This window comes from Oceanobacter antarcticus (assembly GCF_044962685.1).
GTDB classification, from domain to species: Bacteria; Pseudomonadota; Gammaproteobacteria; order Pseudomonadales; family Oceanobacteraceae; genus Oceanobacter; species Oceanobacter antarcticus.
On record NZ_JBBKTX010000017.1, the window covers coordinates 24357 to 39023 of the forward strand.

A 14667-nucleotide genomic window follows, 5' to 3' on the forward strand; every position below is an offset into this window, starting at 1 on the left:
CAATCACTATAGAGCAGGTACTCCTATGTTTGATCTCTCTGGTAAAACCGCGCTGATTACCGGCGGCTCTCGTGGGCTGGGGTTACAAATTGCCGCAGGCTACCTGCAACAGGGCGCACGGGTGATTCTGACCGCCCGCAAGGCCGCCGAGTTGGAAGAAGCCAAAACGGAACTGCTGCCCGTCGCCAAGGGTGATGCCAGCCGTATCCTGAGCTGCGTCAGCGACTTGCAGGATCTGGATGCCATTCCGGCCATGGTCGAGCAGTTACTGGCCGAGGTCGGCAGCATTGACATTCTGGTCAACAATGCTGGCACCAGTTGGGCCGCGCCGATGGAGGAGCATCCGCTGGAAGCCTGGAACAAGGTCATGACGCTGAATATTACCGCGCCCTTTGTCCTGACCCGTGAAATCGGACGTCAGTGCATGATTGTCCGGCGTTACGGCAAGATCATTAATATCGCCTCTATTGGTGGTCTGAGCGGCAACCCCCCAGGGCTGAATATGAATACCATCGGCTACAACACCTCCAAGGCTGCAATGATCAACTTCACCAAGGCGCTGGCCAGCGAGTGGGGCAAGTACAACATCAATGTGAATGCTCTGTGCCCCGGTTTTTTCCAGTCGAAACTGTCGGCCAAGCTGCTGGAAAGTATCTCCGATCAGGTGCTGCCTGCGGTTCCCTTGCAGCGATTTGGTGCTGAAACCGACCTGCAGGGCCCGGCCGTCTTTTTTGCTGCCGATGCTTCCTGCCATGTAACCGGCACCGCATTGGCCGTCGACGGTGGCGTGACCTGCGCATGAGCCGGGTGAGCCCAAATGGTTTGCGGCTGTTACCTCTGCCACCAGTGCATCCGCACAAAGGCGAGTCAGTACTGCGGCGTATCCTGATTACCAACGATGATGGCTACGATGCCCCCGGTATTCAGTTGTTGGCGGAACTGGCGGCGGAACTGGCGGAAGAAGTCTGGCTTGTGGCTCCGGCAACAGACCAGAGCGGCACCGCCCAGAGTGTGTCGTTACACCAGCCGATTCGTTGTAAACCCCTGGCTGAACGTCACTTTGCGGTGCGTGGTACGCCTTCGGATTGTGTCTTGCTGGGGGCGTTTCATTTGATGCCGGAAAAACCGGATCTGCTGCTGTCGGGCATCAATCAGGGCATCAATATGGCCGATACCGTGGGCTTCTCCGGCACCTTGGGAGCGGCGTTGACCGCCAGTCTGTTTGATATACCGGCCATTGCCCTGAGTCAGGCCTGGAAAGATCGCCACAATATCCACTGGGATACGCCGCGTCGTTATACCGGGGCGCTGATTCGCCAGTTGCTGACTGAGCCGCTCCCTGGCGGTATGGTCACCAACATCAACTTTCCATCGGTAGCACCGCAGCAGGTCAGCGGCATAGCCAACGCCAGCATGAATGGTCAGTCGCTGACCGGAGCCGGTGTTGACCAACGGCTCGACCAGCGCCAGCAGGATTACTTCTGGTTGTCGTTCCAGCATCATTACCGGGCAGTATCTGACCCGAACAGCGATGTAAATGCACTGCGAGAGCGTGCTATCTCAGTGTCGTTTATCGAGCGCCAATTAGCACAGGGCCTGAACCCGGAGCTGTTCAGCCGCTTCGGTCAGGCTGGTTGACGCCGCATCAATGCGGCACACTCCTTGGTGCTGTAAAGACCGATCCATACCGACTGTGACAACTGATCCTGGAGACTGACTATGTCCGAGCCGATATCGAAGCCGATGTCCGAGCCAATTCCTGCCTCACCGCGCACTCCCTTGCACCGTCGCAATATCGATGTACAGGGTTATTTACGTGAAGACGGGCTGTGGGAAATAGAAGGCGTACTGGAAGATACCAAGGGTTATGACATTGAACTGTTTGATCGTGGCCGGATTGAGGTTGGCGGATTTCTTCATCGAATGAGGCTGACCCTGATCATCAACGACGAGCTACAGATACTGGACGCGTGTGCCACCATGTATCACACACCGTATCAGGACTGCCCCGGTGCGGCGCAGCAGTATCAGGCGCTGGTCGGGCTGCACATTGGCAAGGGCTGGCTGGCCGACGCCCGCAAGGCGGTGGGGCGGTTAAGTGGCTGTACCCATCTGACCGAAATGTTGCCAGTGTTGGCGACCGCCGCGATGCAGACCATTCGTGGTTATCACCTCAGCCATACCGCAGGGTACAGCAACGGCAGCGAGGAACGTAAAGCGGTACTGAACACCTGTTATGGTTTTCGGCCCGGAGGCCGGGCGCAGCTTCATCTGTGGCCAGAAGAATAGTGACCAGAAGAAGAGTAGCAGGAGACAAATAGTGGCCGGAGAAAAATGGTAGCCGGAGCAAGAACTCCGGCTTGACGGTTATGCTCAGACACTCAGACCGTGGGTCAGGGCATATTTGATCAGCTCGGCATTGTTGGTCAGATTCAGCTTTTCCAGAATCCGGGTACGGTAGGTACTGACGGTTTTTACACTGAGGAACATGCGGCTGCCAATGTCAGTGAGTGATTCGCCGTTGGCCAGACTCTTGAGAATATCCAGTTCCCGTTCGGACAGTCGTTCGTGAGGATAGCCCTGGTTGGGGGTATCGTCCGTCGCCAGTCTGGCAGACGGGTTCAGCCAGATTCCGCCAGTTACGATACTGCTTAAGGCCAGCTGCAGTTCTTCGTGACAGGCATCCTTGCTCAGATAAGCATTGGCACCGGCTCGATAGGCGGCAGCGGCAAACTGGTCAGGTGGGTACATCGACATGATCAGAATCGGGATGTCGGCGTGGAACTGACGCAACAGTGGGATCTGGTCGAGGGAATTCTGGCCCGCCAGATTGATGTCGAGAATCATCAGCGCCAGTTCAGGTTGCTGCTGCAAACAGGCGCAGGCCTGTTCAATGGTGGCGGCTTCCGCCTGGATCATAAAACATTCGCTTTCGGCCAATAATTTGCTCAGGCCGCTGCGGAATATCGTGTGGTCGTCGACCTGCAATATCGGGTACTTGGACGTTGTCATTGTTTTTCTCCTAAGTCCGACAGGCTGCTAGAGCCTCATGCCGGGTTCCAGCAAGGGCACCGGTTTGCGGTTGCGTTCGTTCAGCGGCAGGATAAGGCACACTCGGGTACCACCCTCCGGTATCCCTGTGACCGTCAATTCACCATCAAAATCTGCCGCCCGTTCACGCATGAACAGCAGCCCCAGAGAGCCTTCTCTGGCAATGGATTCATGAATACCAATGCCATCATCAAGGATACAGGCTTGTAATTGGTCAGCGTCGGCGCTCAGGGTAACGGTTACCTCGGTTGCCCTGGCGTGGCGCACAACGTTGGTCAGGGACTCTTGTACGATCCGGTAAACCATCAACTCAGCATCGGCCGACAGGCGTGGAATCGGCGACTGGGTCACCAGTTGGCAGGCCAGTTCACTGCGTTGCTGGAACTGGTTCAGCAAACTGTCCAGCGAGGGCTTGAGGCCAAGGTAGGTCAACGTGGTGGGGTAGAGCTGTTCTGATTTGTGGCGGGCAAAGTGAATGCTTTCCTGCGCCAGATTGATGATGTCTTCGGCAATCTCCGCGACATTGGCCGACGGCTGGTGGTTGAGGATACGGGTGGCGTCCATCTTGATGGAAGTGAGCAAACCGCCCAGTACATCGTGAATCTCTCGTGCCATTTCCTGCCGCCGCTGTTCCCGCAGCTTGATGGTGTAACGCGTCAGCTGTTGTAACTGGTCGTGGGACTCGCGGAATTCCCGCTCGTATTTCAGTCGTTTGGTGACGTTCACTGCGACACCGGCAATAGCGGGACGGCCTTCGTGCAGGATTGAACGGCCATGTACTTCCAGATCCACCAGATAACCATCTACATGCACCGCCTTGTTGAAATAACGGGTGCTGTTGCCGATGCCCTGGCCAATCCGGTTGTCAATATTGTTGAGCACCCGGTGGATGCTTTCTGGAGCCACCATAGTGGCAATATTTCTGCCTATCGCCTGTTCAGGGGTATGGCCGGTAATGCCAGCAAAGGCGGTGTTGCAATATTTGAGAATGCCATCCTGAATCAGATAGATGCCGACCAAGGATTGCTCTACCAGAACCTGGTAGGGAATCTCATTGATAATACGGCGTTCCAGCTGCTGGTCTCGCTGTGAAGTCATACTGGGCCTCTTTTTTTTGTTGTTTGGCCGATGCGTCTGTCTGTGTTGATCACAGATTACAGGTTTTTTTGTTTAGTGATTCAATAATTGATGTGATCATCGATCAAATCAGAATATTCCTACAGACCGCCTTCTTTGCCCAATGTACCGTAATTACCAGTTCAAATAACAATAACTCACGGATACCGGAACATGGCTTACCGCACTCCTCTGGATGATTTACGTTTTTTACTGCACGAGCTGGTGGATTTTCCGGCAGCGGTCAGTGATCCCGAGATGATGACCCAGGAGCTGGCGCTGACCATCTGGGAAGAAGCAGGCAAATTTGCCGCTGGCGTATTGTCGCCACTGAATGCTTGCGGCGACCGTAGCGGGCTGACCCTGGAAGATGGCGTTGTTACCACGCCGGATGGTTTTGCCGCCGCCTGGCAACAACTGATTGCCAATGGCTGGAACAACATGGCCTTGCCTGAAAGCATTGGTGGGCAAGGGTTGCCATGGCTGATCAGCACGCTGGCGACTGAGATGTTCAGCTCCGCCAACAAGTCGTTCACCATGTGCCCCGGTTTGACTCAGGGTGCAATTGAGGCCATTTATGCAGCCGGCTCCGATGAGCTGAAACAGAAGTATTTACCGAAAATGGTGGCGGGCAAATGGACCGGCACCATGAATCTGACCGAGCCTCAAGCGGGTTCTGATGTGGGGGCTATTTGTACCCGAGCCATGCCCCAGGCGGATGGTAGCTATCGCATAAAAGGCCAGAAGATTTTTATCTCGTTCGGTGAACATGACCTGGCCGACAACATTATTCACCTGGTATTGGCCCGTACCCCGGATGCGCCTGCGGGTGTTCGGGGTATCTCGTTGTTCCTGGTGCCCAAGTTTTTGGTCAACGATGACGGCTCACTGGGTGAACGCAACGATCTGGTCTGTGCCGCACTGGAACACAAACTCGGTATTCACGCCAGTCCCACCGCCGTGATGGCGTTTGGTGAGCAGGACGGTGCCATCGGTTATCTGGTGGGTGAAGAACACAAGGGGCTGGCGGCGATGTTCGTGATGATGAACATGGCCCGGCTGGCGGTAGGAATTGAAGGGTTGGCTTCAGCCGAAGCGGCCTTGCAACTGGCCTGGGCTTACGCCCTTGAGCGGGTTCAGGGGGCAACTCCGGCAGACCCCGGCAAACCGGCGGTGATCGCCGAACACCCGGATGTTCGCCGCATGCTGATGCTGATGCAGTCACGGACGCGCGCCATGCGTGCCATGGCGATGGTGATTGCCGAAGCGCAGGACATGCACGACAACCACGCCGATGCCGAGGTGCGCCAGCAGCAACAGAAGTTTGTTGAGCTGATGATTCCGGTATTCAAGGCCTGGGCGACCGAGTCCGGTGTAGAAGTGGCTTCGCTGGGTATCCAGATCCACGGTGGGATGGGGTTTGTGGAAGAAACCGGTGCTGCACAAATTTGGCGAGATGCCCGTATCAGCCCGATTTATGAGGGCACGACCGGTATTCAGGCGCAGGATCTGATTGGCCGCAAGCTCTGTCGTGACAAGGGCGAAACCTTCGCCCTGCTGGTGAGCCGTATGCGTGAGACGGTGACGGCGATGCAGGGAAATGGGCTGAATACGCTGGCGACAAAACTGGCGGTGGCGATCAACAGTCTGGAAAGTACGGCGGCGGCGGTGATGAAACGCTGTGCCGATGACATGCCGCTGGCACAACTGATGTCGGTGCCATTCTTGATGATGTTTGGTCATGTTGCCGGTGGCTGGTTGCTTGGCCGTTGTGCGCTGGCGGCCCGCTTTCACCAGAATGGTGAAGAATATCCCGCTGCCCAACTGGCCAGCTGGTTACAAAGTGCCGATTTTTATTGTCGCTACAGCCTGGCCGAAGTTGCCGGAATGGAGCGGCAGGTGATGAATTATCTGGCTGATGATGCAGATGCCTGTCTGCCGGATATCCCGGAAGTGGGCGACTGAGTCGGTTTATTCCCGTCATCGCCAAACCCTGCGGCAGCAGGGGGTTGTCCCCGGCTTTTTTGGTAAGGCCGGTTACTGAATAACAATAAAAAGTAATTACAAAAGGTGTATCTATGAAAATCAGAATGCTGTCTCTGACCGTCGCGGCTGCCTCCATGCTGGCGATGGCTGTGCCATCGGTGCAGGCAAAGACCATTCGTGCGGTCAGTGGTTTTGGCCCAGCCCACGTGCTGGCGACCACGGCTTACCCGAAAATGTCTGAAAAACTGCAGGAATTTACCAACGGCGAGTGGAAAATTCGCGATACCCCATCCGGTCTGCTGTCCATCGGCGAAATGAACGAAGGTCTGAAAAACGGCGTCGCCGAGATGGGCACCATTATCATGCCGTATTTTGCGGCCGACTATTCCGAAAGCGCTTTGGTGGCAGAGTTGTCGATTGTGGGTGCTGACAACCGTGCTATTTCCTCTGCGGTGACCGAATACATCTCGACCTGTAATGAATGCCTGGCCGAGTTCAAGGCCAATGGCCAGGTGTATACCGGCAGTGATGCCACCGTCACCTATGAATTGCTGACCACCAAACCGGTGCGCAACAGTGCTGATCTCAAAGGCATGCGTATTCGTACCGCCGGTTCGGTGTTTACCCGTTTTGTCTCGGATATGGGGGGTGTGGCGGTGCAGATGCCTTCCAGTGAGCTGTTTGAAGGACTGTCTTCGGGTGTCCTGGATGGTACTTACAGCTCTACCCCCGACCTGAAAAACTCCCGTCTGTACGACGTCGTCAAGTACGTCACCAATATTCATCAGGGGGTGTTTAACGCCTCGGCCTTCCCCAATATTGGTAGCAAGCTGTGGAGCAAGATGGATGAAAAAGAGCGTCAGGCGCTGGTGCATGCTGCCCAGTACGCCCAGGTCGCCAGTATCTATGGCTGGATAAACACCCTGGAAGAAGCCACTCGTGAAGGCAAAAAAGCCGGTATCCAGTTTCTTGAGCCGGATGATTCACTCAAGGCCAAAGCTGCACAGTTCAAGAAAGATCACCTGGCGACCGTTGCCAAAACCCTGGAAGAACGCGGCGTAAAAAACGCTCAGGCCAAGGTAGATCGTTACATCGCACTGGTTGAAAAATGGAGCAAGCTGGTGGCCAGTGTCAGCAGCGAAGACGAGCTGGCCGAGCTGCGTTACCAGGAAATCTGGGCCAAGCGAGATCTGAGCCACTATGGCAACTAACACACCGGGTAACTGACTGGCTGAGTGGAAGAGAGATGAAACAACTTGAGAACTGGATTGGCCGACTGACTATCTGGATTGGCTGCACCATCCTGATCCTGATGGTGCTGCAGATTGTCATTGATGTGGCCATGCGCTCACTGTTGGGAGCGGGTTTTCCCGCCACTTCAGAGCTGGTCAGCAAGTACTACATGGTGGCGGTCAGTTTTTTGCCGATCGCTTACGCCGAGATTCGCCGTCGCCATGTCGAGGCCACTATTTTCACCGACAAGCTGCCACCGCGAGCCAAGCTGCTGGTGACTCTGATGGGTTTTATCCTCTCGCTGCTGGTCTACGCCGTGCTCTGCTGGGGCACGCTGGTGGAGGCCATTGCCAACACCAGCAAGGGATCGTATGTGGAGTCGGGGGTGGACATGTTTTACACCTGGCCAAGTTACTGGGTTTTACCGGTGTCGTTCGGATTGATGGTGCTGGTACTGCTGTTGCGCGTGATTACCAGCACCGTCGAGCTGGTCACCAACCGTATTCAGGATCATGGCCATGACCCTGACATGATGAATGTCACCCTGGCCCAGGTGGAGGAATGATCATGGAAATCGAACCGGTCACTATCGGTTTTGCCGCCCTGGTTGGCGTGATGGCGCTGATTATGTTGCGCGTCCCCATTGCGGTCAGTCTGATCACCGTCTCTGCGGTTGGCATTATGGCCATCGTCGGAGCCGAGTCGGCGGTCAGTATGTTATCGAATATTCCCTACAGCTTTGCTTCCAGCTGGACGCTCAGCTCGGTGCCGATGTTCCTGCTGATGGGCTATGTCGCCTTTCATACCGGTATGACGCGGGGGCTGTTCAGCGCCGCTCGTGCCTGGCTGGGCTGGATGCCCGGTGGGCTGGCAATTTCCGCTATTGGTGGTGCCAGCGGCTTTGCGGCGGTGACCGGTTCATCGGTGGCCTGTAGCGCTGCGATTGGCCGGATCGCCATTCCCGAAATGCACCGCATGAATTACGACATTCGCACCGCAACCGGCTCGGTTGCAGCCGGCGGCACCATCGGCGCGCTGATTCCACCGAGTATCTTGCTGATTATTTACGGTATTCAGGCGGAAGAATCCATCAACGACCTGTTTGTCGGTGGTCTGGCGTTGGGGCTGCTGTCGATGCTGTTCTACTTCGCAGTGATCTGGCTGACCTACCTGAGTGCACCGGAGCGTTTACCCGGCGTCGAGAGCACGACCTTCAAAGAAAAAATCAGTGCCAGCATGGACATCTGGCCGGTACTGCTGCTGATCATCGTGGTGTTTGGGGGATTGTTTGGCGGCATCTTTACTGCCACCGAGGCCGGAGCGATTGGTGCCTTTTTCACCATCATTATTGGCCTGAGCCGTAAGGAGCTGAACAAAGAACGCTTTATCGACAGCTGTCTCGATACGCTGCTGTCCAGCGGCGCGCTGTTTATGATCGCAATTGGTGCCAGCCTGTTTACCCGCTTGATCGCCCTGACTGGCCTCTCGTATGAAGTGGCTGACTGGATCGACGGCAACGGCTTCAGTGTGCTGGGTATCCTGTTGGTGATCGTCTTTATCTATCTGGCGTTAGGTATGTTCCTGGAGCCGATTGGCGCGATGTTGCTGACCTTGCCGCTGTTCCTGCCACTGGTGGTTGAACACGGTATCGACAAGGTCTGGTTCGGGCTGCTGGTGGCCAAGTTGCTGGAGATCGGCATGATCACCCCACCGGTGGGGTTGAACGTGTTCGTGATTCACTCGGTGGCGAAAGACTACGCCGCGCTGGAAAAAATCTTTGCCGGGGTATTGCCCTTTATTCTTGCCGACCTGGTGCTGGTGGTGGTGATGCTTATTTACCAAAACTACATGTAACCGTCTGAATCAATGCCCCGCTGTGTGCTGGCGGGGGTCTGACTTACCCCATTTTGTTTGGAGAACCACCTTATGAACGTGGAGAGCTTCGTTCGCCTTGAGGAAATGGAAAACGGCCTGTATCAGCTGGTTCTGGACGCTGCCGATGCCCGTATGAATATCCTCAGCAAGGCCGCCATTGCCAGCCTGGAGCAGGCGATTGCGCAGTTGCCGCTGGCATCGATCAAAGGACTGCTGATCACCAGTGCCAAGGACAGCTTTGTTGCCGGTGCCGACATTACCGAATTCTGTGACAGCTTTGCCCAGAGCGCCGATACCATCTTCGACTACAGCATGAAGGTGCACCGGTTGTTTAACCGGATTGAAGATCTGCCCTTTCCGACCGTAGCCGCTGTTCGGGGTGAAGCCCTGGGTGGTGGTATGGAACTGGCGCTCTGTGCCGACTACCGGGTGGTGACCGAGCAAGCGCGCCTGGGGTTGCCGGAAGTGAATCTGGGCATTATGCCGGGTTGGGGTGGCAGCGTGCGTCTGCCGCGACTGATCGGGGTGGATAATGCCCTGACCTGGATGACTCAGGGGCGGCCGATGAAAGCCGCTGACGCCTTGCGGGCAGGGGTTGCGGATGCGGTGGTCGCCGACGACAAACTCGCCGCTGCCGCCTTGAAAGTCTTGCAACAGGCGGTAGATGGTCGCCTCAAATATCTGCCCCGCCGTGGTCTGAAGACCCGCGCCATGACCCTGAATGAACTGGAACTGGCGATGGCCTGTGACACCGCCGAAGGCATGGTGTCGATGTTCAGCAGTGATCATTATCCGGCTGCACGTACCATTGTGCAGTCGGTGCGCGCCAGTGTGCGGATGAACCGTGAAACTGCCGGTGCACACGAAAGCCGCGACTTTATTCAGCTGGCCAATACGGCCGTATCCCGCAGTTTGGTGAACCTGTTCCTCAGCGATCAGGCCCTCAAACGTAAAAATCGCCAGTATGCCAACACTGGCCAAGCGGTCGCCCAGGCGGCGGTATTGGGTGCCGGCATTATGGGAGGTGGAGTGGCTTATCAGAGCGCCTCCACCGGTACCCCGATCTTGATGAAAGACATTACCAGCCAAGCGCTGGAGGCTGGTACGGCCGAAGCTAACCGGCTGATGCTGGGCCAACTCAAACGCAAGAAAATGCAACCGCAACAGGCGCTGGCCACCAGCCAGCGTATTCAGTCAACGCTGGATTACAAGGGCTTTGACCATGCTGATCTGGTGGTCGAGGCAGTGGTGGAAAACCCTAATATCAAACGGGCAGTGTTGGCCGAAGTGGAACAACAGGTTGGCCGTGACTGCGTGCTGGCCACCAACACCTCGACCTTGACCGTCAAGGAACTGGTGAGTGAGTTGCAGCGGCCGGAAAACTTTTGCGGTATGCACTTCTTTAACCCGGTACATCGTATGCCGCTGGTGGAAATTATTCGTGGTGAGCAAACCTCGGATGCCGCCGTCAGCCGGGCGGTGTCGTATGCGCTGGCAATGAAGAAAGTCCCGATCGTAGTGAATGACTGCCCCGGATTCCTGGTCAACCGGGTATTACTGCCCTACGTACACGCCTTCGCCCGGTTGGTAATAGATGGTGTGGATTTCGAACGTATCGACCAGGTGATGGAACGTTTTGGCTGGCCGATGGGCCCGGCCACGCTGGCCGACATCGTCGGTATGGATACCGGTCATCATGCTGAAGGACTGATTGCCGCTGCCTACCCGGATCGTTATCTGACCGGCGTCAAAACCCCGACCGATGCCCTGTTTGCTGCGGGCCGTCTGGGACAAAAAAGTGGTGCCGGTTACTACCGCTATGAAGCCGACAAGCGCGGCAAACTGAAGAAATCCTCCGATCCGGCGGCGTACGACGTTATCCAGTCGGTCGTCAGTGGTTCGCTGCTGCTGACGGACGACGACATTGTGCAGCGCATGATGATTCCGCTCTGTCTGGAAGCGATGCGCTGTCTGGAAGAAGGTATTGCCGATGCGGTTGCGGATATCGACGTGGCGTTGATCAACGGCGTGGGTTTCCCCCGTTATCTTGGTGGAGCGTTTGGCTACATGGACAGCGTAGGGCTGCAAGACTTTGTCAGCCAGTGCGACCACTACAGCGATCTCGGCATGGCCTACCAGCCAACGGCGCGCCTGCGTGATATGGCCGCCGCTGGCCAGTGTTTTTACGCCCCAGAATCAGCCACTTCATCCGTCACTTCAGCATCTGCTAACCGGGTTTGAGGAATCAGTCATGAATTTCAAAGACAACGACGTCGTCATTATTGATGCAGCCCGTACTGCGATGGGTCGTTCACGAGGCGGCGTATTCCGCCATGTACGGGCCGATAGCTTGTCCGCGCGTCTGGTCGAAGGGCTGCTGGCACGTAACCCGAACTTTAACCCCGAACGAGTCGAAGATCTGATCTGGGGCTGTGTTAACCAGACATTGGAGCAGGGGCTGAACATCGCCAAAGGTGTGGCGATTCTGGCTGATTTGCCTATCGGCATTGCGGCACAAACCGTTAACCGCCTGTGTGGTTCGTCGATGGCCGGTTTGCACACCGCCGCCGCGTCCATTAGCGCCGGTCTGGGGGACACTTTTATCGTCGGTGGTGTCGAGCACATTGGCCATCTCGCCATGACCCACGGCATCGACATCAACCCGGAGTTGAGCCGTTCGATCTCCAGTCACTCGATGAACATGGGTCTGACTGCCGAAGCCCTGGGGCGCAAACATGGTGTTAGCCGCCAGATGCAGGACGCCTTTGGCTACCGATCACAACAGCGTGCTCACCAAGCCACGATTGAAGGCCGCTTCGCCAACGAATTGATGGCCATTGACGGTCACGACGCCGACGGTGTGTTGATCGCGGTAACGGAAGACGAAGTGATTCGTGCCGACGTGTCGCTGGAAGGGCTGTCGACCTTGCCGCCGGTGTTTATTCCACAAACCGGCACCATTACCGCAGGTACAGCGTCGGCCATGGCGGATGGCGCATCCGCCATGCTGGTGATGTCGGGCAAGGCCGCCCGTGAAGCGGGGTTGCAGCCCATGGCCAGAATCGTCTCGATGGCCGTCGCCGGGTGTGAAGCCGCAATCATGGGTTATGGCCCGGTGCCTGCCACCCACAAGGCGCTCAAGCGTGCCGGTCTGACCATGCAGGACATGCAAACCGTGGAATTAAACGAAGCCTTCGCGGCGCAGGCGATTCCGGTGCTGCAGGATCTGGATCTGCTGGAGGTGGTGGACGACAAGGTCAACCTCAACGGGGGAGCCATTGCTCTCGGACATCCGTTCGGTTGCTCGGGAACACGCATCTCCACCACGCTGCTGAACGTGATGCAACAGCAAGACACCACGCTGGGCCTGGCCACCATGTGTATCGGCATGGGACAGGGAATCAGCACCATCTTTGAGCGTCTGGACTGAGGAGCGGGCTATGTATCAGAAGAACTTTTCCGTCTGGCCACCGGGCCAGCCCGAAGACCTGGAACTGCCAGAAACCACGGTGTACCAGAATTTTGAACACTCGGTGGCCGAGTGTGCCGACAAGCCAGCGCTGGTGTTTTATGAAACCTGTATCGGCTATCAGGAGATGCACAACGATGTGTGTCGCCTGGCTGCCTGGATGGCCACGAGCGCCGGTGTGTGCAAGGGTGATCGGGTGGGTATCTTTTCGCAAAACAGCCCGCAGTATGTGATCGCTTACTACGCTGCTCTGCGCCTTGGTGCAGTCGTGGTGCCAATGAACCCGATGTATGTTGAAGACGAACTGGCGTACTTGCTGGACAACAGTGGGGCGACCTTGCTGTTTGCTGCGCTGGAGCTTCATCACGCGTTTGTCGGGGTGATGGATCGCCGTGATATCCAGGTGGTCGGGATTGAATACCAGGATTATCTGCGTACTGCTACTGACCTGCCGATTCCGGCGGCTATTCGTCAGCAGGACTGCCCGCCGGATCTCGACCAGCACCCGCATTTTGTCCGCTGGCAGCAGGCCATGTCATGCACTGCGGAGGTTGCCATGGCCGAGCTGGTGATGGATGACCTGGTGATGCTGCCTTATACCTCCGGCTCCACCGGTAGCCCGAAAGGTTGCATGCACAACAATATCAATGTGCAACACGCCTTGCGCGGCGTGTATGACTGGTTCGGTATTGGTCGTGAGGATGTGATTCTGGCGGTTGCGCCGATGTTCCATGTCGTTGGCTTGCAGGCAGGCATGAACACCGCGATGGCACGGGGTAGCACGCTGATTATTCTGCCGCGCTGGGATCGTGAGGTCGCCGCCCATGCCATTCACAATTTTCATGTCACCGTCTGGCCAGCGGTGCCGACCATGGCCATAGACCTGATTAATATGCCGGGCTTTGAGTTGTGCGATGTGTCGTCATTACGGGTGATGTTTGGCGGCGGCTCCAGCATGCCGGAGGCCGTTGCGGCCAAATTGTACCAACTCTGTGGCGTTACCTTCCTGGAAGGTTATGGCATGACTGAAACCTGCTGTCCGGGAACGGCTAATCCGCCCCAGGCCCCGAAAGCCGGTTGTGCCGGTATCCCGGTGTTTAATACCCACTGCCGTATTGTTGATCACGATAGCCTGGCCGATATGCCGGAAGGCGACGTCGGCGAGGTATTGATTGCCGGGCCGCAGGTGATGGTGGGTTACTGGCAGGATGAAACAGCCAATAACGACTCTTTTATCGAACTGGATGGCCTGCGTTATTTACGTACCGGTGATCTGGGTTATGTTGATGAATCGGGGTATCTGTTTATCGTGGATCGTATTAAACGGATGATTAACGCCTCAGGTTTTAAAGTGTGGCCAAATCAGGTGGAAGCGGTGTTGTATCGCCACCCGGCTATCAAGGAAGTCTGTGTAATTGCTCAAAAAGATCCGAAACGGGGTGAAACCGTCAAGGCACTGGTTGTGATGGCTGCTGAATATCCGAATGTTCAGGCCGCTGATATTATCGAGTGGAGTCGTGAGCATATGGCTGCCTATAAAATTCCCCGTTTAATACGGTTTGTGGATGCATTGCCAAAGTCTGGCAGTGGTAAGGTCTTATGGCGCGAAATTCAGGAGGAGGAAAACCGCATTATCCAGATGTAACAGTGACAGAGTGTTAATAAACTGGCTGCAGGGCACATCTATAAATTACTGCGCTCGAAATGACAGCGTTAAAAATCGACTCAAAATGCTCATTTATCAATAATGAGCTGCGCTTTTTCGTCGATTTTTGCCTTGTTCTTTTATCGCGCGCTACATTTTTAGATACACCCTGAAGGTCAAGTCATCGGATGAGTCAAGATTACGAGCATATATAGCCCGCAATGGATCGGCTTGTCTATTGGCGATGAAACGGATCATTTTATAACGATAGATTTTCTGTCGGGGATTCGTT

General features: G+C 56.0%; 12 protein-coding genes. 10 read left to right on the top strand and 2 right to left on the bottom strand.

The window, feature by feature from the left end; genetic code table 11:
• The first annotated feature begins 25 nt into the window (after window positions 1-25).
• The 3 genes from WG929_RS13980 (at window position 26) to WG929_RS13990 (ending at window position 2289) form a co-directional block, all read left to right on the top strand.
• Window positions 26-802, top strand: coding sequence for an SDR family oxidoreductase (locus WG929_RS13980; RefSeq protein WP_416206539.1), 777 nt, complete (start codon window positions 26-28; stop codon window positions 800-802).
• Window positions 799-1638 carry a 5'/3'-nucleotidase SurE gene (surE, locus tag WG929_RS13985; RefSeq protein ID WP_416206540.1) on the top strand — a complete coding sequence of 280 codons (840 nt, stop codon included), beginning with the start codon at window positions 799-801 and terminating at the stop codon, window positions 1636-1638. Before WG929_RS13980 ends, surE begins: the two co-directional genes overlap by 4 nt.
• Window positions 1639-1719: 81 nt before the next feature.
• Entirely contained in the window at window positions 1720-2289 is a 570-nt protein-coding gene (locus tag WG929_RS13990) for a DUF2889 domain-containing protein (RefSeq protein WP_416206541.1), read from the top strand.
• A gap of 84 nt (window positions 2290-2373) precedes the next feature.
• On the opposite strand, the gene WG929_RS13995 is transcribed toward WG929_RS13990, so the two are convergent.
• Both WG929_RS13995 and WG929_RS14000 read right to left on the bottom strand, forming a co-directional pair.
• Window positions 2374-3012, bottom strand: a complete 639-nt coding sequence (locus WG929_RS13995) for a response regulator (protein WP_416206542.1) — start codon at window positions 3010-3012, stop codon at window positions 2374-2376.
• A 27-nt stretch (window positions 3013-3039) separates the two neighbouring features.
• Window positions 3040-4149, bottom strand: a complete 1110-nt coding sequence (locus WG929_RS14000; protein ID WP_416206543.1) for a PAS domain-containing sensor histidine kinase — start codon at window positions 4147-4149, stop codon at window positions 3040-3042.
• Window positions 4150-4341: 192 nt separating this feature from the next.
• Here WG929_RS14000 and WG929_RS14005 point away from each other — a divergent pair, with 192 nt between their 5' ends.
• From WG929_RS14005 to WG929_RS14035, 7 genes are all read left to right on the top strand, one after another.
• A complete protein-coding gene (locus tag WG929_RS14005; RefSeq protein ID WP_416206544.1) occupies window positions 4342-6132 on the top strand; it encodes an acyl-CoA dehydrogenase family protein in 1791 nt (596 codons plus the stop codon).
• A 113-nt stretch (window positions 6133-6245) separates the two neighbouring features.
• Entirely contained in the window at window positions 6246-7364 is a 1119-nt protein-coding gene (locus WG929_RS14010; RefSeq protein WP_416206545.1) for a C4-dicarboxylate TRAP transporter substrate-binding protein, read from the top strand.
• A gap of 35 nt (window positions 7365-7399) precedes the next feature.
• A complete protein-coding gene (locus WG929_RS14015; protein ID WP_416206546.1) occupies window positions 7400-7951 on the top strand; it encodes a TRAP transporter small permease in 552 nt (183 codons plus the stop codon).
• Window positions 7952-7953: 2 nt separating this feature from the next.
• Window positions 7954-9240 (top strand): TRAP transporter large permease, encoded by a 1287-nt coding sequence (locus WG929_RS14020; RefSeq protein ID WP_416206547.1) that lies wholly within the window; start codon window positions 7954-7956, stop codon window positions 9238-9240.
• 72 nt (window positions 9241-9312) lie between these two features.
• Window positions 9313-11502, top strand: a complete 2190-nt coding sequence (gene fadB / locus WG929_RS14025) for a fatty acid oxidation complex subunit alpha FadB (RefSeq protein WP_416206548.1) — start codon at window positions 9313-9315, stop codon at window positions 11500-11502.
• Between the two features lie 10 nt (window positions 11503-11512).
• Entirely contained in the window at window positions 11513-12691 is a 1179-nt protein-coding gene (gene fadA, locus WG929_RS14030; protein ID WP_416206549.1) for an acetyl-CoA C-acyltransferase FadA, read from the top strand.
• A 10-nt stretch (window positions 12692-12701) separates the two neighbouring features.
• A complete protein-coding gene (locus WG929_RS14035) occupies window positions 12702-14375 on the top strand; it encodes a long-chain-fatty-acid--CoA ligase (protein ID WP_416206550.1) in 1674 nt (557 codons plus the stop codon).
• The last annotated feature ends 292 nt before the right edge of the window (window positions 14376-14667 follow it).